24 protein-coding genes, 2 tRNA genes and 2 rRNA genes are annotated in these 23,820 nt (G+C 38.8%); 21 read left to right on the top strand and 7 right to left on the bottom strand.

Features of this window, described 5'->3' with window-relative positions; all coding sequences use genetic code 11:
* From CIL03_RS17515 to CIL03_RS17470, 10 genes are all read left to right on the top strand, one after another.
* Window positions 1-121 (top strand): 23S ribosomal RNA (locus CIL03_RS17515); the annotation flags it as partial.
* A gap of 121 nt (window positions 122-242) precedes the next feature.
* Window positions 243-358 (top strand): 5S ribosomal RNA (gene rrf, locus CIL03_RS17510).
* A 195-nt stretch (window positions 359-553) separates the two neighbouring features.
* Window positions 554-630 (top strand) — tRNA-Met (locus CIL03_RS17505).
* A 78-nt stretch (window positions 631-708) separates the two neighbouring features.
* Window positions 709-785: transfer RNA gene (locus tag CIL03_RS17500), tRNA-Asp, on the top strand.
* 282 nt (window positions 786-1,067) lie between these two features.
* Window positions 1,068-2,033 (top strand): thiamine-phosphate kinase, encoded by a 966-nt coding sequence (gene thiL / locus CIL03_RS17495; protein WP_094887166.1) that lies wholly within the window; start codon window positions 1,068-1,070, stop codon window positions 2,031-2,033.
* Between the two features lie 8 nt (window positions 2,034-2,041).
* Window positions 2,042-2,497 carry a tRNA (adenosine(37)-N6)-threonylcarbamoyltransferase complex ATPase subunit type 1 TsaE gene (gene tsaE, locus CIL03_RS17490; protein ID WP_094887165.1) on the top strand — a complete coding sequence of 152 codons (456 nt, stop codon included), beginning with the start codon at window positions 2,042-2,044 and terminating at the stop codon, window positions 2,495-2,497.
* A gap of 12 nt (window positions 2,498-2,509) precedes the next feature.
* The gene (tsaB, locus tag CIL03_RS17485) at window positions 2,510-3,217 is read left to right on the top strand and encodes a tRNA (adenosine(37)-N6)-threonylcarbamoyltransferase complex dimerization subunit type 1 TsaB (protein ID WP_094887164.1); all 708 of its coding nucleotides are present in this window, start codon (window positions 2,510-2,512) and stop codon (window positions 3,215-3,217) included.
* Window positions 3,210-3,659, top strand: coding sequence for a ribosomal protein S18-alanine N-acetyltransferase (gene rimI / locus CIL03_RS17480; RefSeq protein ID WP_094887163.1), 450 nt, complete (start codon window positions 3,210-3,212; stop codon window positions 3,657-3,659). Before tsaB ends, rimI begins: the two co-directional genes overlap by 8 nt.
* Window positions 3,656-4,666: a tRNA (adenosine(37)-N6)-threonylcarbamoyltransferase complex transferase subunit TsaD gene (tsaD, locus tag CIL03_RS17475; RefSeq protein WP_094887176.1), complete on the top strand. Its 1,011-nt coding sequence runs from the start codon at window positions 3,656-3,658 to the stop codon at window positions 4,664-4,666. The genes rimI and tsaD overlap by 4 nt, the downstream gene beginning before the upstream one ends.
* Window positions 4,667-4,894: 228 nt before the next feature.
* Window positions 4,895-6,067: an FtsW/RodA/SpoVE family cell cycle protein gene (locus CIL03_RS17470; RefSeq protein ID WP_094887162.1), complete on the top strand. Its 1,173-nt coding sequence runs from the start codon at window positions 4,895-4,897 to the stop codon at window positions 6,065-6,067.
* A 253-nt stretch (window positions 6,068-6,320) separates the two neighbouring features.
* On the opposite strand, the gene CIL03_RS17465 is transcribed toward CIL03_RS17470, so the two are convergent.
* On the bottom strand, window positions 6,321-8,249 hold the full coding sequence (locus tag CIL03_RS17465) for an ABC-F family ATP-binding cassette domain-containing protein (RefSeq protein ID WP_094887161.1): 1,929 nt from the start codon (window positions 8,247-8,249) through the stop codon (window positions 6,321-6,323).
* A gap of 134 nt (window positions 8,250-8,383) precedes the next feature.
* On the opposite strand from CIL03_RS17465, the gene moaC reads away from it, so the two are divergent.
* The 9 genes from moaC to spxA all read left to right on the top strand — a co-directional run bounded on the left by moaC (window position 8,384) and on the right by spxA (window position 16,059).
* Window positions 8,384-8,887 carry a cyclic pyranopterin monophosphate synthase MoaC gene (moaC, locus tag CIL03_RS17460; protein WP_094887160.1) on the top strand — a complete coding sequence of 168 codons (504 nt, stop codon included), beginning with the start codon at window positions 8,384-8,386 and terminating at the stop codon, window positions 8,885-8,887.
* Entirely contained in the window at window positions 8,874-9,512 is a 639-nt protein-coding gene (locus CIL03_RS17455; RefSeq protein ID WP_094887175.1) for a redox-sensing transcriptional repressor Rex, read from the top strand. Before moaC ends, CIL03_RS17455 begins: the two co-directional genes overlap by 14 nt.
* A 457-nt stretch (window positions 9,513-9,969) precedes the next feature.
* A complete protein-coding gene (locus tag CIL03_RS17450) occupies window positions 9,970-10,989 on the top strand; it encodes a hypothetical protein (RefSeq protein ID WP_094887159.1) in 1,020 nt (339 codons plus the stop codon).
* A 432-nt stretch (window positions 10,990-11,421) separates the two neighbouring features.
* Window positions 11,422-11,859: a MarR family winged helix-turn-helix transcriptional regulator gene (locus CIL03_RS17445; RefSeq protein WP_094887158.1), complete on the top strand. Its 438-nt coding sequence runs from the start codon at window positions 11,422-11,424 to the stop codon at window positions 11,857-11,859.
* A gap of 76 nt (window positions 11,860-11,935) precedes the next feature.
* Window positions 11,936-12,877 carry a ring-cleaving dioxygenase gene (locus tag CIL03_RS17440; RefSeq protein ID WP_094887157.1) on the top strand — a complete coding sequence of 314 codons (942 nt, stop codon included), beginning with the start codon at window positions 11,936-11,938 and terminating at the stop codon, window positions 12,875-12,877.
* A gap of 219 nt (window positions 12,878-13,096) precedes the next feature.
* Entirely contained in the window at window positions 13,097-13,708 is a 612-nt protein-coding gene (gene wrbA / locus CIL03_RS17435; protein WP_094887156.1) for an NAD(P)H:quinone oxidoreductase, read from the top strand.
* Window positions 13,709-14,024: 316 nt separating this feature from the next.
* Window positions 14,025-14,963 carry a ring-cleaving dioxygenase gene (locus CIL03_RS17430; protein WP_094887155.1) on the top strand — a complete coding sequence of 313 codons (939 nt, stop codon included), beginning with the start codon at window positions 14,025-14,027 and terminating at the stop codon, window positions 14,961-14,963.
* 12 nt (window positions 14,964-14,975) lie between these two features.
* A complete protein-coding gene (locus CIL03_RS17425) occupies window positions 14,976-15,584 on the top strand; it encodes a flavin reductase family protein (protein WP_094887154.1) in 609 nt (202 codons plus the stop codon).
* A 79-nt stretch (window positions 15,585-15,663) separates the two neighbouring features.
* A complete protein-coding gene (spxA, locus tag CIL03_RS17420; RefSeq protein ID WP_094887153.1) occupies window positions 15,664-16,059 on the top strand; it encodes a transcriptional regulator SpxA in 396 nt (131 codons plus the stop codon).
* 198 nt (window positions 16,060-16,257) lie between these two features.
* Here spxA and CIL03_RS17415 read toward each other — a convergent pair whose 3' ends face one another.
* From CIL03_RS17415 to CIL03_RS17405, 3 genes are all read right to left on the bottom strand, one after another.
* A complete protein-coding gene (locus tag CIL03_RS17415) occupies window positions 16,258-17,520 on the bottom strand; it encodes a glycosyl hydrolase family 18 protein (protein WP_094887152.1) in 1,263 nt (420 codons plus the stop codon).
* Between the two features lie 366 nt (window positions 17,521-17,886).
* The gene (locus CIL03_RS17410) at window positions 17,887-18,087 is read right to left on the bottom strand and encodes a YdiK family protein (RefSeq protein ID WP_094887151.1); all 201 of its coding nucleotides are present in this window, start codon (window positions 18,085-18,087) and stop codon (window positions 17,887-17,889) included.
* Between the two features lie 3 nt (window positions 18,088-18,090).
* Window positions 18,091-18,804, bottom strand: coding sequence for a CPBP family intramembrane glutamic endopeptidase (locus CIL03_RS17405; protein ID WP_094887150.1), 714 nt, complete (start codon window positions 18,802-18,804; stop codon window positions 18,091-18,093).
* 281 nt (window positions 18,805-19,085) lie between these two features.
* Here CIL03_RS17405 and groES point away from each other — a divergent pair, with 281 nt between their 5' ends.
* Window positions 19,086-19,367 carry a co-chaperone GroES gene (groES, locus tag CIL03_RS17400; protein WP_094887149.1) on the top strand — a complete coding sequence of 94 codons (282 nt, stop codon included), beginning with the start codon at window positions 19,086-19,088 and terminating at the stop codon, window positions 19,365-19,367.
* A 48-nt stretch (window positions 19,368-19,415) separates the two neighbouring features.
* Entirely contained in the window at window positions 19,416-21,053 is a 1,638-nt protein-coding gene (gene groL / locus CIL03_RS17395; RefSeq protein ID WP_094887148.1) for a chaperonin GroEL, read from the top strand.
* Between the two features lie 79 nt (window positions 21,054-21,132).
* Here the strand turns inward: groL and CIL03_RS20420 are convergent, their stop codons facing one another.
* The 3 genes from CIL03_RS20420 to betA form a co-directional block, all read right to left on the bottom strand.
* Window positions 21,133-21,348, bottom strand: a complete 216-nt coding sequence (locus CIL03_RS20420; protein WP_420855429.1) for a tyrosine-type recombinase/integrase — start codon at window positions 21,346-21,348, stop codon at window positions 21,133-21,135.
* Between the two features lie 47 nt (window positions 21,349-21,395).
* Complete coding sequence (locus CIL03_RS20300) at window positions 21,396-21,812, bottom strand: tyrosine-type recombinase/integrase (RefSeq protein ID WP_094887146.1); 417 nt, start codon at window positions 21,810-21,812, stop codon at window positions 21,396-21,398.
* A gap of 160 nt (window positions 21,813-21,972) precedes the next feature.
* Window positions 21,973-23,658 carry a choline dehydrogenase gene (gene betA, locus CIL03_RS17380; protein WP_094887145.1) on the bottom strand — a complete coding sequence of 562 codons (1,686 nt, stop codon included), beginning with the start codon at window positions 23,656-23,658 and terminating at the stop codon, window positions 21,973-21,975.
* Between the last annotated feature and the right edge of the window lie 162 nt (window positions 23,659-23,820).

The raw sequence follows: 23,820 nt of genomic DNA, 5'->3' as shown, positions 1-23,820 counted from the left end.
GAGACTTCCCATCACTTCGAGTGAGTAAGATCCCTCAGAGACGATGAGGTTGATAGGTCCGAGGTAGAAGCGTGGTGACACGTGAAGCTGACGGATACTAATCGATCGAGGACTTAACTAACTTCTTATTCGATGATCGTTGATACTACTCTTATTTAGTTTTTAGGGTATAAAACTAAAAAACCCTTGCATTTTTCAAGTGAAATGCATATAATATATTTTGTCCTTAATTTTAAGGAATGTCTGGCAGTAACAGCGGAGAGGTCACACCTGTTCCCATCCCGAACACAGAAGTTAAGCTCTCCAGCGCCGATGGTAGTTGGGGCTTTGCCCCTGCAAGAGTAGGACGCCGCCAGGCATTCACACTATTTTTTATAAGTGATATTTTATTTCATATCGCGGGGTGGAGCAAGCCGCTGGCATCATGAATATGCTACTATGTGCAGGCTTGCGAGGAGTGTAATTCCATGGAATAATCATTTTGCAACACGACGAGCAGTTGGTCTTATCAATTTGAGAAGCATGGAACAACATAACATATTATATCTCATATCGCGGGGTGGAGCAGTCTGGTAGCTCGTTGGGCTCATAACCCAAAGGTCGCAGGTTCAAATCCTGCCCCCGCAACCAATTTACTTCAATTAACTACTTCAAGTTAATTTCTTGTTAATTGAACAAAAGTAGTAATCAAATCCCAGAATATATATTGGTCCGGTAGTTCAGTTGGTTAGAATGCCTGCCTGTCACGCAGGAGGTCGCGGGTTCGAGTCCCGTCCGGACCGCCACTTTTAAAATAAATAAAACTTATTACACAGGGTTCCAATATAGGAATCGTGTGTTTTTTAATTGGTTTATAATATAGAATTACTGTCTGAGTTCTGAAAGTTGGGTTTTGGTCGTACAACTAACAAGATAGCCGTCCGAGAACGAGAATATCTGTTCATCAGGCAATACATCGCCCATCAACCAAGAAGAACGCAAATACCTAATCTTGATTAACTTTTTCCTTTTTTGTTTCTTTTTGCTATCATAAGTGTAGTTAGAACATAGAAAATGGTGATGAAGATATGGATGAGTTTTCTTTTATAGATTCCATTAAACAGAATTTCTACCATCAATCTGGATTAATTAAGGGTATTGGAGATGATGCTGCTGTTTTACGTGAAACCTCTCGGGATATCGTAACAGCTGCAGATATATTTGTGGAAGATGTTCATTTTACTAAAGAAACAATGAATGCTTTCCAAATAGGGTACAGGGCTCTGGCGGCTAATCTCAGTGATCTTGCTGCAATGGGAGCAGCACCGGCCTATTATCTTGTTTCTATTGTTATTCCTAAGTCCTGGAGCATCGATGAAATCACACAAATATTCTCAGGTATGAAGGATTTGGCTGGAAAATATAAAATGGATCTAATTGGCGGGGATACTGTAAGTGGGGAAGCACTTACAATTTCAATTACAGTTATAGGCCTGGCAGAAAAGGAAAAAACCCGTTATCGAAATGCTGCTCGAGAAGGTGACGTTGTTTTTGTTACTGGAACATTAGGTGATTCGCAGGCTGGTCTTCATATATTAACGAATCCTGGTGATTATTTGGAAGAAGAATATTTTATCAACAGACATCAGATGCCGACACCAAGAGTAAAGTTTGCAAAGGCCCTTGTTAAATTACCTCGAGTGGCATTAAATGATATAAGTGATGGAATAGCAAGTGAGGCAGCTGAAATAGCCGCTGCTTCAAACGTGAATATAACATTATATGATGAAAAAATTCCTGTTTCCCCTTCCTATCATCAATTTCCATCAGATTTGCAGAATAAATGGAAATATTATGGCGGAGAAGATTTTGAACTTATGGGGACAATATCGAAAAGGTATTGGGAACAACTTAAATTAGCTGCTGAACTAGCAAATACAAAAGTAACGGAAATTGGTTATGTTACAATTAATAAATACTCCGGAACGATATTTCAGGAAAAAAATAATAAAAAGCAAAAACTGGAGAAAAAAGGATACAACCACTTGAAGTAGGTGAAGTAATGAGTGCTTATAAAATAGAAACACATACAGAACTGGAAACATTGAAATTTGCCCAGAAATTAGCTGTACTGCTTAAACCTGGTGATGTGGTAACATTGGAAGGTGACCTAGGCGCAGGCAAAACCACCTTTACAAAAGGAATTGCAAATGGCCTGGGTGTTAAGCGCAATGTAACAAGCCCAACTTTCACGATCATAAAGGAATACGAAGGTGAACTGCCACTGTACCATATGGATGTTTACCGGCTTGAGCATTCAGATGAGGATATCGGCTTTGAGGAATATTTTAAAGGGGACGGTATTTGTGTTGTGGAATGGGCACATTTTATTGAAGAGTTTTTGCCTGAAGAACGATTAACGATTAAAATTAATTATATTGATGAGCATAAGCGGGAAATAGAATTCATACCCAATGGTGCACATTTTGAATTGGTTATAAATGAATTAATGAGTTAGGAGTAACATTTAATGAATATACTTGCGATTGACACATCAAATCAGGTGTTGGGTGTAGCGATTTTAAAAGATGGACAGATCCTTGGTGAAGTTATAACAAACCTGGCGAAAAATCACTCTGTTCGACTGATGCCTGCAATTAATCATTTAATGGAAGAGGTTTCGATGACGCCAGATCAATTGGATAAAATTGCAGTAGCAAAAGGCCCCGGTTCCTATACAGGGGTCAGAATTGGATTATCCACTGCCAAAACGATGGCATGGGCGCTGGAAATTCCGGTTGTTGGTGTATCAAGCCTGGAAACTCTGGCGTATCAGGGGCGATTATTTAATGGTCATGTCTGTTCTTTTTTCGATGCACGAAGAGGCCTTGTATTCTCAGGTGTCTATCAATGGGAAAATGAAGAGCCAAGAACAGTCTATGAAGAAAGAAATCTGTTGATGGAAGATCTTCTAAAAGAACTTATTGATGCAAAGAAAAAAGTGCTATTCTTAAGTCCGGATATCACTATTTATAAGGAAATGATTAAACAGTATTTGGGAGAGCTGGCTATTATTCCTGAAGGGCCTTATCAGCTGGCAAACCCTTCTCATCTTGCCTTAGCAGGCATGAATCATGAAGCAGATGACACACATACGTTAACACCTAATTATTTACGGCTGGCTGAAGCAGAGGCCAACTGGATCAAAGCACAAAAGGAAAAGAAGCAAAATGGCTGAAGCGATTTTAAGGAAAATGGAACTGGCTGATGTGGATGCAGTAATGGAAGTGGAAAAAGCATCGTTTTCCAAGCCGTGGACAATCGATATTTTTTATCAGGAAATTACCGATAATGATCATGCACACTACTTTGTTATCGAAGTTGATAAAAAAATTATCGGTTATATTGGTGCATGGATTATAATAGATGAAGCACAAATTACAAATATTGCAATACTCCCGGAATACAGGGGATATAAGTTAGGGGAAAAGCTATTTGGCTATACACTAAAGCAGGCAATGCTTATGGGAGTTGCCCGCTTGTCCCTGGAAGTGAGAAAATCAAATATTGTGGCACAAGGGCTATATCGGAAATTTGGTCTTGTTCCTGGTGGAATCCGCAAGAATTATTATACAGATGACCAAGAGGATGCTTTAGTGATGTGGGTGAATTTAAAATGAAAAATGATATAAATATACTTGGTATTGAAACAAGCTGTGACGAAACTGCTGTGGCAATCGTCAAAAATGGCAGAGAGATTATTTCCAATGTGGTTGCATCACAAATTGAAAGCCATAAACGTTTTGGTGGAGTTGTACCTGAAATAGCTTCGAGACATCATGTGGAACAGATGACAATAGTTCTTGAAGAAGCTATTAGCAAGTCAAAGCTGGACTGGGATGATATCGATGCAGTTGCAGTAACTGAAGGACCCGGACTAGTTGGTGCATTGCTTGTTGGCGTTAATTCTGCGAAGGCACTGGCTTTTGCAAAACAAAAACCGTTAATAGGAGTACATCATATTGCCGGTCATATTTATGCAAACAGACTTGTCTCTGAATTCCAGTTTCCAATGCTGGCTCTAATTGTCTCAGGCGGGCATACAGAGCTTGTTTTAATGAAAGAGCATGGGAATTATGAGGTAATCGGAGAAACTCGTGATGATGCGGCTGGAGAAGCCTATGACAAGGTTGCAAGAATGCTGAAGCTGCCGTATCCCGGTGGCCCGCAAATTGACCGTTTAGCAGCTATGGGAGAAGAAACGATAGATTTCCCGCGCGCTTGGCTGGAAGATGATAGCTATGATTTCAGCTTTAGTGGATTAAAATCAGCAGTTATCAACAAGATCCACAACGCAAAACAGCGTGGGGAACAATTGAAGGATGAAGATATTGCCGCTAGCTTTCAGGCTAGTGTGATTGACGTATTAACGAAGAAAACTGTTCGTGCAGCAAAGGAATTTAATGTGAAACAGGTAATTGTGGCTGGTGGAGTAGCAGCCAATAAAGCCTTAAGAGCAGAACTGGAAACCCAGTTTAAGACCCTAGAAATTCCATTGGTTATTCCGCCATTAAAGCTTTGTACAGATAATGCAGCAATGATCGCTGCGGCGGGCGCAATTTCCTATGAACAAGGAAAACGTTCGGGACTGGACCTAAACGCAAATGCTTCTTTGGTTCTAAAATAATACACAGGTTATGCACATAGCTGTGAACAACTTGCAAAAGATCCCGGATAGCAACTCTTGATATGTGGATTAAACTCGTGGATAAATTACTTATTGATTGTGGATAATGTGCATAACTTTGTTGACAACTAGTAATGAAAGCATTTATTCGTGCATTCTCCTGTGGATAAACTGAACAGCCCGAGATATTAACAAACGTTTAATTAAGAAAGAAATTTGGTGAATTACATGTCTAAAAAGCAATCCTATTATGTACAGAGTGATTTAATTTTTTTATTTATCTTATTTGTATGTGTTAGCTTGCTCTCGGTTTATAATGCACAGCAGCTGGAGCAGTACGACGGAAATAACTTTGTTTTTAAACAGATTATCTGGTTTGCTGTGGGTGTCTGTATTGTAGCAGCAATACAGTTCCTTGATTTGGAGCAATTATATAAAGCAAGTGCACTTATTTACGGTATTGGAGTTCTTGTATTAATAGCTTTGCTTGTCGCACCGGAGTCTATTGCAGATCGGGTTAATGGAGCAAAAAGCTGGTTTCAGTTTCCAGGGCTGTCACTGCAGCCGGCAGAATTTACAAAAATAACTACTATTCTTTTCCTGGCTGCAACGATAAGCAGACATAAGACAAAGCATGCTGTAAGCTCTTTGAAAACAGACTCTTTGCTTTTATTCAAAATCTTGCTTATTACAGCTGTACCAGTATTTTTGATTTTACAGCAGCCTGATTTTGGTACCTCCATGGTATATTTATTTATAGCTGGTATGTTAATTATTTTGTCCGGTATCAGCTGGAAAATCATTTCAGGTCTGATATTATTGATTTCAGCAATTGGAGCTGCAGCTTTAGGATTTGTTGTGAAATTTACGGATTTGGCTAAAGAGCTGCTTGGAAAACAGGCATATCAGGTTGACCGGATTATGACATGGTTTGAGCCTTCCCAGCCATCTAATGATGCCTCGTGGCATTTTGATCAAGCATATATGGCCTTGGGATCTGGTCAGCTCTTTGGCAAAGGAATGGATGCACTGCAGGTATCCTTTCCAGAAGCACAAACAGATTTTATTTTCTCTGTTATTGGGGAAAGCTTTGGGTTTATCGGAAGTGCTCTTGTAATATTCCTGTATTTTCTTTTATTGTATAAGCTTGTAACCATCGGATTGAATATTCATAAACATTCACCATTTGGAGCGTATGTATGCTTTGGTTTTTTAAGTTTAATATTGGTCCATGCATTTCAAAATATTGGAATGACACTTGGGATTATGCCAGTAACGGGTATTCCTCTGCTGTTGATAAGTTATGGCGGGAGTTCTATTTTATCCACAATGATTGGTTTGGGGATTGTGTATAGAGTTGCGGTGGAGCATTCTATTCAAAGTGATTATTTATTTAAATAGGGAAATTATCGTATCTCACATCCTTATGAGTTCTCTTTTGAGCTGTAATCAATAAAGGAAAACTGCTGATCGTAAGCAGAATAGCAATAAAAAAAGCAGAGCAATTCAGTATAGAATTTGCCTCTGCTTTTTTATAATTATGTAATTATTTTATTGGAATTTTTTCGCCACTTGACTGGAGAAACGTCGCGTAGAATCATGCTATAAGACATTTCTGGAAAAAACGACTAGTTAGTCTCATCCAAGCTGCCACTTACTTCTCATCTTCCTGCAATGCTGTCCATTCTTCCATAAGCTGTTCAAGTTCCTGTTTCAGGTCAGCAGATTGCTTGGTTAATTCAAGGGCTTTCTCATGGTCCTGATAAACTTCTGGCTCAGTCATTTTCTCTTCAAGTGCTGCTAACTCAAGCTCCAGCATGTCTATTTTCTCTTCCAATTCAGTAATTAGACGCTGTTTTCTCCTCTTTTCACTTTGCAGCTGTTTTTCTTCTTTAAAGTTCCGTTTTCGCTGGTCATTATTTTGTATAACTTCCTCAGACTGCTGCAGCCTTTCCAGTTCTGCTTCTTCTTCTTTCTTTTCCTGATAATAATCATAATCACCCAAATAGACCGTCAACCCATCACGCTGTATTTCAGCTACCTGATCGGTTATTTTGTTGATAAAGTAGCGATCATGGGAGACAAAAATAATGGTTCCCGGAAAATCAATTAAGGCTGCCTCCAGAACCTCCTTGCTGTCAATATCCAAATGGTTTGTCGGTTCATCGAGTATAAGCAGATTTGCCTTTTGCATCATTAATTTGGCTAATGCAAGGCGAGCTTTTTCACCACCACTCAGGGAGTGGACCTGCTTCAGTACGTCATCACCGGAAAACAAAAAGTTGCCTAACACGGTACGGATGTCTTTTTCATTGATGGATGGATATTCATCCCATAGCTCCAGCAAAACGGTTTTTGATGAGCTTAAATTTGCCTGTTCCTGATCATAATAGCCAATTTGTACATTCGTACCATGCTGAATTGTTCCTGAAGCAGGCTTTATGCCTCCCAGAATCAATTTTAATAAGGTTGTTTTTCCAACACCATTCGGTCCGACCAATGCAATGCGTTCACCACGGTTAACATGCAATCTGACATTCGAAAATAGATTCTCGGTCTCATCCTCATAGCTAAAGCTTAGACTATCCAATTTTAATACATCATTGCCGCTCCGTCTGTTTATCTGGAAAGAAAAAGATGCGGATGATTCGTCACCCAATGGTTTATCAAGGCGGTCCATTTTCGCCAGCTGTTTCCGTCTGCTTTGTGCACGCTTCGTGGTGGATGCCCGAACGATATTCCGCTGGATAAAGTCTTCCATTTTTTTAATCTCTGTTTGCTGTTTCTCAAATTCTTTTAATTCCTGTTCATAATCGAGTGCTTTCTGGTCAAGGAATTTACTGTAGGTACCGTGATATTTCTTTGTTTTATGGCGGGATATCTCATAAACAATGGATACCGTTTTATCCAGAAAGTATCGATCATGTGAGACAATTACGACTGCACCGGGGTAGCTGGTTAGATAATTTTCCAGCCAGGAAAGCGTATCGATATCCAGGTGGTTCGTCGGCTCATCAAGTATCAGCAATGCCGGCTTGGCAAGTAATAATTTCCCCAGTGCAAGTCTTGTTTTCTGCCCGCCGCTTAATTCAATTATTGGAGTTTCATAGCTATAGTCCTGAAAATTCAATCCGGTCAATACAGCTTTTATATCGGATTCATACGTATATCCGCCGTCCCTTTGAAAAGCCTGCTGTAATTGATCGTAATCGCGCAGAAGTTTTTCATAATGCTCACCTGATAGGTCAGCTGCATTTGCCATTTTTTGCTCCAGGCTGCGCAGCTCCTGTTCTTTAACGATTAGATGCTCGAAGACCTCAAGCATCTCGTCCCATATTGTCTTTCCAGATTCCAGTGACATATGCTGTGACAGATAGCCTATGGTAAGGTCTTTTGGTTTAAACAGTTCCCCTCCGTCGTAAGTAAGTTCATCTGCCATAATTTTTAATAGTGTCGATTTACCGGCGCCATTTCTTCCCACAATAGCTATCCGGTCATTATCTTTTATTTCAAGTTTAATATTGGATAAAATTTCTTCCGCCCCAAAGGATTTAGAAAGTCCGTTTAATTGCATAAGTATCATTAAAGTTCACCTCATCTCCTCTAGTGTAGCGCATAGTTAATTCTGCAAGCAATAATATTGTGAAATTGCTCACGACTTATTTCCAGATATCTGTTAAAATAAAGGAGAACTTATACTATGTTGGAGATGAGCGTATGTCAAATTTCACACATTTTAATGAACAGGGCAGGGCGAAAATGGTTGATATCAGTGAAAAAAAAGAGACAGAGCGGTCAGCACTTGCCAGATCCAGTGTTATAGTTACAGAAGAAATTTATCATAAAATTACCGGAAATGAAATTGAAAAAGGCGATGTGCTTGCTGTTGCACAGGTGGCTGGAGTTATGGCCGCAAAAAAAACGTCTGACTGGATACCAATGTGTCATCCACTGCAATTAAAAGGAATTGATATTTCGTTTGAATGGAATATCGAAAACAATACATACGAACTGCAAATAGATGCATTTGTAAAAACAAAGGGCAGCACCGGTGTAGAGATGGAAGCTTTGACAGCTGCTTCAGCGACTGCTCTTACGATATATGATATGTGCAAAGCGATTGATAAAGGAATGGTCATCGGCCAAACCTTTCTGATAGAGAAAAAAGGTGGAAAATCCGGAGATTATTATCGAAGTGAAAAGAGGAATAACAATGAGTAAAATACCACAGGCAACTGCCAAACGTTTACCATTATATTATCGGTTTTTAAATAATTTGAACCACCAGGGCAAAAAGCGAGTATCTTCCAAGGAGCTAAGTGAAGCAGTGAAGGTGGATTCAGCAACGATTCGCAGAGATTTTTCCTATTTTGGTGCATTGGGCAAAAAGGGATACGGTTATAATGTTGAATATTTACTAGGTTTTTTCAGGAAAACACTGGATCAGGATGAACTGACAGATGTTGCACTAATCGGAGTTGGGAATCTCGGGACTGCATTTTTGCACTATAATTTTTTGAAAAACAATAACATACAAATTAAGATGGCATTTGATGCAGACGAAGAAAAAGTAGGTACTAAAATAGGCGAGGTTCCAGTTTACCATATTAATGACATGGAAGAGAAAATGACAGGAGTCAAAGTAGCTATTTTAACGATACCAGCCAGTGAAGCAGATGGGATTACAAACCGTCTGGTAGACCAGGGAATAACAGGGATTCTAAACTTTACCCCAGCAAGGATAACAGTACCTGGTCATATTCGTGTACATCATATTGACCTGGCTGTAGAGCTTCAGGCACTGGTTTATTTTCTTAAACACTATCCATTAACAAAAGAAGATTAAAATATTTTATGAAAGCCTGTCGAACAAACTAGTTCAATAGGCTTATTTTTATTACATATGAAATTATAAAAATTTGACCTGTGGATAAATAAACAACCGAATCGGCCACGTCCGGCTCCAGCGCCCAGCGACTAGCGAACTTCCCTCACCTCCGTACGATAAGTCAACATCGACTCCCTACGTTCGTCGTGTTTCCTTTATCTCCTGCGGCTCAGTCCAGTTCGTACGTCGCTAAACGGGCGCTTCCGCCTTTGATCTTTAAGCTTTGGCAGACATGATTTTCAGCAATTATGGGTATATAGTTTTGGAAATGTAATTATGGATAGTAAGAACCATATATTGTTTCGTTATTTGGGCAGGATGGCATCTGTCTTTGCGCATGGCGGTACGTTATGATAGCTATATTGTTTTTATTTTCCATAAATATGAAATTTTTTACAAACAGGAGGAGAAATTCATGTCAAAGAAATTTTATGCACTTATTATTTTACTGCTGCTGACTCTTTTTGCTGCAGCCTGCTCGGATGATACCAGCAGTGAAGCGGAAAATGATGCAGAAGCAACGGAAGAAACAGATGATACAGCAAATGAAGAGGAAGATGCCGCAGAGGAAGAGGAAAGTGCTATCCCTGAGGACGAGGAGTTATTCAGTTTACTGGAAACAAATATTCAAACAATAGTAGATCAGGACACTGATGCACATATGGAGACCATACATAGTGAATCACCTGCTTATGAAGGAACGGAGGAAAACCTCAATATACTAGCAAATTATACGCTTGATATGCAATTATCAGATTTAGCGGTAGAAGAAAAATCAGAGGAAGAAGCAAGGGTTGCCTATACACAAGTATCTATGAAAGTAGATGGCCCTGAGTATCAGAACAATCAGGTAAAAGGTGTTCATGTATTAAAACCAGAGGATGGCATTTGGAAAATTTATGATACAGAGGTTTTAGAAACCATTGCCCTTGATGAAAATGGTGAAGAGATCGAAGCTGGTGCCGCAGAAGGTGAAGCAGTAATGGAAGGGCAGTATGCTGAACTTTTACTGGAGCTCGAAATGCCGTTTGATGGCGACAAATGGGTGTTGGGAAACTATCAGGAAGCCGAGGGTGAAGCGATAGCAGAATTCCTGGTGGCAGGAGAAAACTTTGAAAATTATTCCGAATTATTAACCCTCCATTACTATGAAAATGGCAATGAGACAGTTGGCATAACAAACTTCATCGATACAATGGAAGCAAATTTGAGCCAAATCATTACAGGGAACCTTGACTTTAACCGAATAGAGGAATCCGAACAGGAAGGCATTTACGAATTTGCCGTAACAGAGGATGAGGCACAACTGGACCAGGAAGAGGTTGCACGTGTATTTGTAAAAGACAACGACCTCTACGTTGTACGATATACAACAATGGAGCAGACTATTGAAGATAAAGAAGGATGGCTGGAGAATTTAAAAGGTGTTAACTAATTAATTCAGGAAAAGTTTTTCCGAAATAATGTTGATCATAAAACCGCAGTACAATGGGTTCGCTGATAAATTATTGATACCCGCTGAAAAAAGCAGCAATAGCGCTGATAACGGATCGATTGCCGCTGATAAGTAAGCTACTAATCACCAGGTAAATAAGCGGGAGCTAAAGGATGTAGAGCCCACCTAAGTGCTTAGCGTCTATTATAAGTGCTATTTTGCACACCTAACTTCACAACCCAACTTCCTTCATAAAAGAAGAAAAGTTGGGTTTTTTGTAGTTGTTTGATACAGAAATATTAATGGATTGTTAATAAATGCACTAAAATTAACGATACTGAGATACAAAAAATATCTTTAATTAAATATACTTTTCTTGTGTTTTAATCAATTGAGTGGTAAAGTGATAGTAATGAAAGGAAGTGAGTCACATTGAGAAAAAGTACACTTGGTTCACTAATCTGGTTGAGTATTGCTCGTTTTACACATCAAAGTAATTTATTATCGAATGAATTCTTAAGACAGTTTGGTATCACAGCTGCCCAGTTTGATGTATTAAATCAAGTTTCTACTTATCAGCCTCTAATGCAAAGTCAGCTGGCTACTAAAGTAACCGTGTCAGAAGGCGGGATTTCACGTATGCTCACTCGACTTGAGCAAGAGGAGTATATACAGCGCAAGCAGGATTGGAAAACTAAATGGATTACCCTTACTTCAAAAGGGGAAGAAAAAATGCATGAAGTTTTTGAACACCAGCTTACCTTTCAAACGTCTATTCTCAATGAGTGCTTAACAGAGGATGAGCAAAAATCATTATACAAACTCATGACAAAGCTACAAAAATATACCGAAAATGAATTGAAAAATTAAGAACCCTATTATTTGTGCTAAATGCTATTTTTTTAATTATCACTTGACTAGTAAAGTTAAAATGGAGGAATAATCTATGTATAAAATTAATGGACATCATCACATTTCAATGATTACAAAAAACGCGAGTAAAAATAATCACTTTTACAAACAAGTGCTTGGTTTACGTCGTGTGAAAATGACGGTGAACCAAGATGATCCGTCGATGTATCACTTATTTTACGGTGATAAAACAGGAAGCCCAGGTACTGAATTATCATTTTTTGAAATTCCCCGAGCAGGAAACACCTATCGTGGCACAAATGCAATTACTAGAATTGGATTACTCGTTCCCTCAGAGGACAGTCTGCAATATTGGAAAGAACGATTTGAGGAGTATGGAGTGGATCATGATGAGATTACAACTTATGCCAATCGTCCTGCCTTGAAATTTGAGGATCCCGAAGGTCTTCGTTTGGTGCTCCTTGTTTCAAACGGAGAAAAAGTAAAACACTGGAAAACATGGGAAAAATCTGAGGTTCCGGCCGGGCATCAGATTCAGGGAATGGGTTCTGTGGAAATAACGGTGCGCAGACTTGATAAAATTGCGAGCACACTTACAGATATGTTTGGTTATACAGAGGTCAGCCGAAATGATAAAGAAGCAATTTTTCAGTCTATCAAAGGAGAGGTTTTTGGAGAAATCGTCGTGAAATATTTGGACGGTCCTTCTGAAAAACCAGGTCGTGGCAGTATTCATCATTTAGCGATTCGTGTGAAAAATGAAGCTGAGCTCGAGTTTTGGGAAGAACAAGTGAAACAAAGAGGCTTCCATTCCTCAGGGATTGTCGATCGTTTCTACTTTAAGAGTTTGTATTTCCGTGAATCAAACGGGATTCTTTTTGAAATTGCAACAGATGGTCCAGGATTTACAATTGATGGGGAAGAGGAACATTTAGGAGAAAAACTTGATTTACCACCATTTTTGGAGGAACGTCGAGCGGAAATTGAAGCAAAACTCTCCCCTATTGAAGAGTAGAGATAATGGAAAAATATTAAATCAAAAAGCTATTTACAAGGATTAGTCAATGAAGATATTTGAATACTTTATCGTTTGGTTGGATAACATAATTTCATGTAAACAGAAAATGTAATTGAAGCAAACTACCAAAAGGTGTCCGATTTTCTCTGCTAAAAAAAGTGCAGTTTATGGGAATTCTAAACAAGTTATTTGGTAAATTAAAGGAGATGGGAAAATATGTCAAACGTTAAAATAGCAGTGGTATTTTACAGTATGGGCGGAACAAATTTTCAATTAGCAAAATGGGCTGAAGAAGGTGCGAAAGAAGCAGGTGCTGAAGTGAAAGTATTAAAAGTACAAGAATTAGCTCCTGAATCTGTTATCGAAGGAAATGAAGCATGGAAAGCAACTGTCGAAGCAACTAAAGACGTTCCAGTAGCAACATCAGATGACCTTGAATGGGCAGACGCTATTATCTTCAGTGTTCCAACACGATTTGGTGTTATGGCATCTCAAATGAAACAGTTCCTAGACATTCAAGGCGGGCTTTGGGCAAGTGGCAAGACTGTAAATAAAGTTGTAAGTGCGATGACATCAGCACAAAATCCACATGGTGGTCAAGAAGCAACGATATTATCTCTTTACACTTCTATGATGCACTGGGGAGCTATCATTGCTGCTCCTGGTTATACGGATCCGGTATTATTTGGTGCAGGCGGAAACCCATATGGAACAAGTGTAACAGTCGGACAAGATGGTAACATGATTGAGGATGTTAAAGATGCTGTAATACATCAAACTAAGCGTACAATTACAGTTGCGGAATGGGTTAAAAAAGGTAATCAATAAATATATTCCAAATATATAAAGAGTCAATCGGTTGCCGATTGGCTCTTTAATTTTGGGAAAGTCTTTAATAATTACATGTTAGGAGGCTTTTAAAATTGAAAATATTTTGGGACAGCCTCATCTTTTTTAGTTTTTGAAAGTTCTGTAAATAAAATGTTGATGGATATTCTTAATTAAAAATAAATTATTGACAAGATAGAAATACAATGCGATAATATATTTAATTAAATATAAATTAATTCATAATAAATTAATTAAAAATATTTTTATAAAACCAAAGGTAAAAAAAAGTATTAATAAAAAGGAGAAATTATAAATGAAAAGAACAGAAGGAATTCACCATATCACAGCAATTGTAGGACATCCACAGGAAAACGCAGATTTTTATGCAGGGGTTTTAGGATTAAGACTCGTTAAAAAAACGATTAATTTTGATGATCCTGGCACGTATCATCTTTACTTTGGCAATGATGGAGGAAAGCCGGGTACAATTATTACTTTCTTCCCATGGGCTAACGCGTATCAAGGGAAAATTGGTGGTGGCCAAGTAGGGGTTACCACCTATGTAATTCCAGCTGGTTCCATGACATTCTGGGAAAACAGATTAGCAAAATTTAATATTGAATTTCAAAAAACGGAGCGATTTGGAGAAACATATTTGGAATTCGCTGATGTTCACGGCTTGCAGCTAGAGCTTGTGGAACGGGAAGAAGGAGAATTGAATAGTTGGACCCAAGGCGATGTAACACCTGAAGTAGCCATTAAAGGCTTCGGCGGGGCAATTTTATTATCTACGAATCCAGAGAAAACCGGAGGAACGCTTCAAGAAGTGATGGGTCTGGAAAAAGTCGGTGAAGAAGATGATTTGATCCGTTTCAAATCCTATGGTGATATCGGGAATGTAATTGACCTGAAACGAACTCCAACCGGGAGAGGTCAGATGGGGGTTGGAACTGTTCATCATATTGCATGGCGTGCAAAAGATGACGAAGATCAATTAGAGTGGCAAAAAACGGTTAGTGATCAAGGCTATGGCGTAACGCCAGTTCAGGACAGGAATTATTTTAATGCGATCTATTTCAGAGAACATGGTGAAATACTCTTTGAAATTGCAACAGATCCACCAGGATTCGCACATGATGAATATTATGAAACAATGGGGCAAGGCTTAAAGCTGCCTAGCCAGTATGAACAATACCGCGAACAACTGACCAGATCTTTGACGCCAATTGAAATAAGAAATCTGGATAAATAAGGAGGACTTTTATTGCTTTCCTTTAACCCAAACGAAAATACGGAACGTGAAAATTATAAACTGCTTATCGGCAGTATTGTACCAAGGCCGATAGCATTTGTAACAAGTGCTTTCGAGGATGGAACAATTAATGGAGCGCCATTTAGCTATTTCAATGTTGTTTCATCCAACCCACCAATGATTTCCATTTCTACTCAACGGAAAAATGGAATTCAAAAGGATACGGCGCGAAATATTATGGATAAGAAAGAATTCGTTGTCCACATCGTTGATGAAGAGAACGTAGAAAAGATCAACATCACAGCCGCATCACTAAGGCCGGATGAAAGTGAAATTGAACTAGCCGGCTTAACGCTGGCAGAGAGTGAAAAAATATCTGTTCCTGGTATTAAAGAATCCAAGGTTCGATTAGAATGCACATTAAAGCATTCCGTCCAATTGGGTAAAAAAAATTCAGTTGGCACCGACCTTTTAATTGGAGAGATAGTCAAATTTCACATTGATGAAGCTATCTATGAAGATGGCAGAATAAATCATGAGAAACTTGGTGCAATGAGCCGGTTGGCAGGTTCAAATTATGCTGGAATCGGGGATGTATTCTCCTTAGAGAGACCTAAATAGTATGGATGGAGAATAACCGGTATTCATCATATTAGAACAATGGTAAATTATCTAGTTTTTAAGTATTAGAGGTGATTTTGTGGTAACGCTTTATGTAACACCTAGCTGTACATCATGCAGAAAGGCCAAACAATGGTTTCAAGATAATGAAATTCCGTTTATTGAACGAAATATATTTTCTGAGCCATTATCAATAGGAGAAATAAAAGAAATATTGCGCTTAACAGAAGATGGAACGGAAGAGATTATATCAAAGCGTTCAAAAGTATTTCAAAAAGTGAATGTTGATATCGATCAATTACCTTTAAAAGAATTGTATCTTTTTATCCAAAAAAACCCAGGCATATTAAAAAGACCTATCATGGTTGATGAAAAACGCTTGCAAGTAGGCTATAACGAGGAGGAGATTCGCAGCTTTCTGCCTCGATCTGTTCGAACATTTTATCTGCACGAAGCTCAAAAGATGATTAACTAAATATATGTAATTAATTAAAAATGCTCCTATGTGAATATATAATATAGGAGCATTTTTATATTAAGAAGAAGTATATCACTCTTGAAGTCAGTTAATCTCATCTTACTGTTTTTAAAAAAATAAAATCAAATTACCCCGCCCGGATGGATAGGATATAATGTTCCTTCCAAAGCGAAGGAGGCTTGCTGCAGATGTGTTTTAGGTTACCTTTCTGATTTTAAAAAACTTAGTTAAAAGCCATGGTCCCTGAGTGAAGCCAAGACCAATCTGCCAGGCTCCTATTCCTTGAAGTTGATATTCACGTACCAGCTGCATCTTTGCAGCAATACTTCGGCTATCTTCAAACCAGACAACATGATTTCGACCAGCTTCATCGACATAGTAAAAATTAGGAGTCTCATCTTCTTCCGAGTAATTGATTGGTGCATTGTATTTCATTGCAAGATCAATTGCGTCTTGATTGGAGATTGCAGTTGCTGAAACATCTGGATTATATGGCAGTGTCCAGTTGTAGCCGTATAATGGGATACCAAGGATTACCTTACTGCTATCCATTTTTTTCAATGCAAACTTGAGTGTATTTCTCACTGCACTAATTGGTGCTACTGGACCAGGTTCACTCGCCATATGGTGCCAATCATAGGCCATAATAAACATAAAATCCACTACAGATCCAATAGCTCCATAGTCATAACCTATATACCAAAGGATGTTTTCACCTGTTTTTGGTGGAACTGCTATTGTCAGTAATAATCCTGCAGCGTGAAGCCGGTCTCCTAATTCACTTAAAAAAGTAGAAAAGATATCACGATCTTCTGCCAACATTCCTTCAAAGTCGATATTTACACCAGCATATCCTTTTTGAGACACAAGGGTGAAAATATTATCAATAAGATTTTGTCTTGTTGAGGAGTTATTTAGCGTTTGGCTTGTTAATTCAGCACTGAAACCGTAGGCGGTCAAATTTGTAATCGTAGCTAATGGAGCTGTATTACTGTTCCATGCTGATTCTACAGCTGTTAAATCGTTTAATGAACTAAGGGAACCATCCGGATTAAAGTGATATTCAAAAAATGGATAATAAGTGGTATAAAAAGCAAAATCGTTAATTAAGAGCTGATCACTTTTTGTTCCGGTTACATAGAAATAGTTTAATGCAGAAGCGGTGTAATCTGGCAGTTCAGGAAGGGAGATTTTCATTCCGGGCAGTAAAAAGTTTGGATTTATTTGGGGATTTGCCGCGATTAACATGTCTAAAGAAACGTAAGCCTTTTGTGCAATCGTATAATAACTGTCCCCTGGCTGAACAGTGTATATGTCAGTATTAATCAGTAATGCTTGACCAGGAACAATATTCGTTTCAGCTAAGCCGTTAACAAGTCGAATTGTTTCCATTGGAATATCATATTTTTGACCAATGGTATACAAAGAATCTCCGGGATTAACCGTATAAACAAACAATGTAATTCCTCTTTTCATGATTGGATTCCGTAAATATCCAAATTCGTTAGGCTACTAATCAATATATTTAAATTCAAAATAAGTTGTTACTTATTGTTATAGTAGATGAAACAACTAGCGACTAAGTAGAGAAGTGGAAGTAGTAGCTTAAATTCTAATGTGGGGCAGGGTAGTTAACCAATTGTAATTTCGTAAAAGTTTTACGTGCTGCTTTTATAACAGTGCTAGTTATTTGTTCCTCTTTTTTATTTTCGGGTAACAAAATACACCGCAAGGCGCGGTGCGTTTTGTTTTACATTTTTACTCGTGCTTTAATAATATAAATTAGTATTCTGAGATGGGAAGCGGCCACTGTTTGTTGACAGGCTACTTCTTCTTATTTTTTTTCAATCGAAAGTGGATGGAAAACAGCCGGATGCTGACACCGAAATCAAGTGTTGCAAATAATGCGATTACAATGGTCGTCAGATTCCAGATTGTATCATCAGCACTTAATACCGCGATATAGACAAAAAATATTCCCATTACAAAATAAACTATGGCCATCGTAAGTGGCGACGTTCTCATAAATTATCCTCCAATTAATATCATCTGCATTTCCTCTAATTGCTTCATCATTCGCTCTAGATCCTCCGGTGACAAATTATATTGAACAAGGACCACAAGTGAATTTAAGGCCATATGGACAATGATTGGTACAATGATCCGTTTTGTTTTCACATATAGAAATGCGAAAACAAATCCCATCGAAGCATAGATTAGTATGTGCAACGGTTCACCATGAATAATTCCGAAAATGAAAGAAGACAATAAAGCCGCAAAAAAGAAATTCATTTTTTTATACAAGCTGCCAAATATTATTTTTCTAAAGATAATCTCTTCCAGAATTGGTGCGATGAACATTGGGATAATCATAAATAACGGAGTGGCTCTTGTGATATCCATGATCAGCTGCGTATTTTCCGACCCCGGATCTATTCCCAGCAGCTCAATTTCAATCATTGCCGCGATTCCTTGAGAAAAATATGCCATAAACAATCCGAGTACGGACCATAGCACGATTCCGCCAATTGAAGATGCATCCCGGTGCATCGGCCTTTGCATGTCCGGCTTCATTAAAATAAGAACGGCAATAAGTCCCAATATAAAGCTGATGATTGTCCAGTAGGTTGCAGCTTCATTGATAGAGATTGAAAAAACTGCCGCTAAAACAGGTGCAAAGAGGATCCCCGAAAACTGCATAATAATGTAGGCTATAATTACCCACCAATAACGCTTTGTCAAAATATAACGACTCCTTCAGGCGATGTATATTTCAATATATCTTATGTTAAACATCTATTTTCTAGTAGAATTTATTTAGACATAGTAACTATTTTATCATAATTCAGCCTCTGGTTATAATAGTTTGTCCTTCAAAGAAAAGCTGATAAAAAAATAAAAATATAGAATACAATGCTTGCTTTTTTTTGATGAATTATTTATCATAATAATTGGGATTAGCACTCGACAGGTTAGAGTGCTAATAATCAAAAAAAGATAATAGAATTAAGGAGGCTTTCTACATGATTAAACCACTAGGAGATCGTGTTGTTATTGAGCTTGTTGAACAAGAAGAAAAAACTGCAAGCGGTATCGTACTTCCAGACTCTGCAAAAGAAAAACCACAGGAAGGAAAAGTAGTTGCTGTTGGTTCAGGAAAAGTTGAAAACGGTGAAAAAATAGCGCTTGAGGTTGCTGAAGGCGACCGCATTATTTTCTCGAAATTTGCTGGTACTGAAGTGAAATACGAAGGCACAGAATACTTAATTCTTCGTGAAAATGATATTTTAGCTGTCATTGGCTAATTCATAGATCAATATTTCAGTAACTTATTTTAAGGAGGATTTTAAATTATGGCTAAAGAAATTAAATTTAGTGAAGACGCACGCCGCTCCATGCTGCGTGGTGTTGATACATTAGCAGATGCTGTAAAAGTAACACTGGGACCAAAAGGACGCAACGTTGTTTTGGGCAAAAAATTCGGTTCTCCATTAATCACAAATGATGGTGTTACCATTGCGAAAGAAATTGAACTGGAAGATGAATTTGAAAACATGGGTGCACAGCTTGTATCAGAAGTTGCATCAAAAACAAATGATGTAGCTGGTGACGGTACAACAACTGCAACAGTGCTTGCACAGTCAATGATTACAGAAGGCTTGAAAAACGTTACTTCCGGTGCTAACCCTGTTGGCGTGCGCCGCGGAATTGAAAAAGCAGTGGAAGCAGCTGTTGGTGAATTAAAAGTTATCTCTGAATCAATTGAAAGCAAAGAATCTATTGCACAGGTAGCATCTGTTTCATCTGGTGATGATGAAGTTGGAAGCCTGATCTCTGAAGCAATGGAACGCGTTGGCAATGATGGCGTAATTACAATTGAAGAATCAAAAGGCTTCAACACAGAGCTTGAAGTTGTTGAAGGAATGCAATTTGACCGTGGATATGCTTCTCCATACATGGTTACAGACCAGGATAAAATGGAAGCAGTACTCGAAGATCCATATATTTTAATTACTGACAAGAAAATCGGCAACATCCAGGAAGTATTACCAGTACTTGAGCAGGTTGTACAGCAAGGCAAACCATTACTTTTAATTGCTGAGGATGTTGAAGGCGAAGCACTTGCAACATTAGTTGTTAACAAACTTCGCGGTACTTTCAATGCTGTAGCTGTTAAAGCTCCAGGATTTGGTGATCGCCGTAAAGCAATGCTTGAAGATATCGCTATCTTAACTGGCGGTGAAGTAATTACTGAAGATCTTGGACTTGATCTGAAGAGTGCTACTATTGAGCAGCTTGGACGTGCTTCCAAAGTTGTCGTTACAAAAGAAAACACTACGGTTGTAGAAGGTTCAGGTAACCCTGAAGCAATTTCTTCACGTGTTGCTCAAATCCGTGCACAAGCTGAAGAAACTACTTCTGAATTTGATAAAGAAAAATTACAAGAGCGCCTGGCTAAATTAGCTGGCGGTGTAGCAGTAATCAAAGTTGGTGCAGCTACAGAAACGGAATTGAAAGAACGCAAGCTTCGTATTGAAGATGCGCTTAACTCTACACGTGCAGCAGTAGAAGAAGGAATCGTTGCAGGTGGCGGTACTGCACTAATTAACGTATTAAGTAAAGTTACCGAGCTTAACCTTTCAGGTGACGAAGCAACTGGTGCTAAAATCGTTCTTCGCGCATTGGAAGAGCCAATTCGCCAAATCGCTCAAAATGCCGGCTTGGAAGGTTCAATCATCGTTGAACGTCTAAAAGGTGAAAAAGTTGGTATTGGCTATAATGCAGCAACTGGTGAATGGGTAAACATGGTTGAAGCTGGAATCGTTGACCCAACAAAAGTTACTCGTTCAGCATTGCAAAACGCAGCATCTGTAGCAGCTATGTTCCTAACTACTGAAGCAGTAGTAGCTGACATCCCAGAAGAAGGCGGCGCTGGTGGCGGCGGAATGCCTGATATGGGCGGAATGGGTGGAATGGGCGGCATGATGTAAGCCCAATTAACTACCATTGATATTACGGGGTTTGCCTAAGGGCAGGCCTCGTTTTTTGATGAAAAGGTAACATTTATTTTTAAAAAGATAATTTTTGCATCATTTCTTTATTCATTGAAGTGAGATTGTCGAATGACTTAATCTTCATTTTTTCTGTAACATGTGTATAAACTTTTAAGGTTGTATCAGGATCTTCATGACCAACTCTTTTCATAATAGTAGGTAAATCTATGCCGGCTTCTGTCATCATAGATATGTGGGTATGTCTAAAAGAATGTGGTGTGAGGCTTCTTATCGATTTTAATGTAGTTCATGATTCTTTTCATCCTGTTCGCTAAATTTTTAGAAAGGATAACCATTCGGACGCTGGTATAAAAAGTCAGCATCATGAAAATCCTCAAGTATAGTTCGATACTTCATTTTATGCTCATCATTTCTTTGAACCAACTTTTTAAGCATGGACATTATTTTATCATCCAGATCAATTGTTCTTGCTTTATTGGTTTTCGTTGTATCTAATTTGTAAGCTTTCATATTATTTGTTTCATTATATAGTGTCTTACTTATTCTTATGGTATTATTTTCAAAGTCTAGATCCGTCTTTTTTAATGCAGTTAATTCTCCTGGTCGCATGCCAGAAAAAGCTATTGTATAAAATCTTTCCATATCTAGTTCTAGCCCTATCTTTGATATGGCATCTAAAAATGTAAATAACTCAATTTTTTCAAAATATGACTCCTCAATAGTGTTTTTTTCCAAATCTTCCACCGTTATTGCTTTTTAGGTATAACCGCATCTTGCCTTGGATTGTCTTTTATTAACTTGTTTCTTATTGCATATTCCACTAATCTTAAAATAAAGGAGACCGTTCATGTGATTAGAACGATCTCCTTCTAGTTTTCATAAACCCAACAAAATCTTAATTCTTAACTGTGCCTGCGTCTGCTGGGTGAACGCCATGACGGTAATAATCTTTATACTCGGGTTTTAGTGGTCTTTGTCCACGGATAATATCGGCTGCTTTTTCCGCCAGCATCAACACCGGTGCATGGATATTTCCATTTGTTGTGCGCGGCATAACAGATGCATCAACTACCCGTACATTGTCCAGGCCATGAACTTTCATAGTTTCTGGGTCTACTACTGCCATTGGGTCGGAAGCAGGCCCCATTTTTGCCGTGCAAGATGGATGAAGTGCCGTCTCCGCGTCCTTCTTTACCCACTCCAAAATTTCCTCCTCTGTTTGAACAGAAGGACCAGGTGAAATCTCACCCGTACTGTAAGGTGCTAACGCTGGCTGAGAAAGAATTTCCCGTGCAACGCGTATAGCTTCAATCCACTCACGTCGATCCTCTTCGGTAGATAAATAGTTACATATGATACTTGGATGCTCGAAAGGGTTACGTGAACGTATTTTCAGGCTTCCTCTGGAGTTAGAATACATCGGTCCGACGTGTACCTGAAATCCATGCTTAGTATCCGCTTTTTGCCCATCATATCGAACCGCTAGTGGTAGGAAATGGAACATTAGATTTGGATATTCAACTTCTTCATTCGAACGGACGAATCCACCACCTTCAAAATGGTTCGATGCTGCCGGTCCAGTACGTCCAAGTAACCATTGCAAGCCGATCCATGGCATTTTAGCTTTATTTAAGCTTGGTTGCATGGAAACTGGCTGTGGACATGCGTGCTGTATATATACTTCGAGATGATCCTCCAGGTTTTCACCTACCCCTGGCAAGTCAAGAACCGGTTCAATGCCAAGGGAGCGTAAATGATCAGTGTCGCCTACACCGGACAATTGTAATAACTGCGGCGTGTTGAATGCACCACCGGAAAGAATCACTTCACCCGCGTTAACATGATAGTTTTTTCCATTCCTTTGATATGTTACACCTTGTGCCTTGGTGCCATCAAAATTGATACTGGTAACAAAAGCACGCGTTTCTACTGTAAGGTTTTTGCGTTTCATTGCAGGACGTAAATATGCTCGTGAAGCAGAAACCCGTCTGCCGTTGTGCACTTGACTGTCAAATGGGCCAAAGCCTTCTTGACGAAAGCCGTTTACATCGGGTGTTCTTGCGTAACCAGCCTCAACACCCGCGTCGAAAAAGGCCTGAAATAAAGGATTCGTTGCAGGTCCGCGCTTTAATTTAACTGGACCATGGTGACCGCGGTACTCGTCAGTTGAATCCGCGCCAAATGTATTTTCTAATCGTTTAAAGTATGGAAGACAATGGGCATAGTCCCAATTTTCCATGCCCTCTTCAGATCCCCACCGATCATAGTCCATCGGGTTGCCGCGTTGGTATATCATGCCATTTATGGAACTTGATCCTCCAAGCACTTTCCCTCGAGCATGCGCGACACGACGTCCATCCATATAAGGCTCAGGATCCGTGGAGTAGATCCAGTCATAGAAGCGATTGCCTGATGGGAACATCAAAGCTGCCGGCATTTGAATAAATAAATCCCAAAAGTAATCATTGCGCCCCGCTTCCAGAACAAGAACACTGCTATTCTCATCTACACTTAGACGGTTGCTAAGTACAGAACCTGCACTACCTCCGCCTACAATTACATAATCGTATGTTTGATTCATCTGAAATACCTCCTTAAAGATTGTTAAATGGAATACAGTATACAAAGGAAGTTGAAATCCATTCATCAAATAATGAATCCAGCAATCTGGCAAACTATTTCATCTTCTTTAACTGTATTAAATATATTTAATTTGTTAAATATATTTTTAACGTATGAAACA

The sequence above is a fragment of the Virgibacillus indicus genome, assembly GCF_002266285.1.
GTDB classification, from domain to species: domain Bacteria; phylum Bacillota; class Bacilli; order Bacillales; family Amphibacillaceae; genus Virgibacillus_K; species Virgibacillus_K indicus.
Note: the sequence above shows the minus strand (reverse complement) of the source record. Positions and strands in the feature narration are given on the sequence as shown.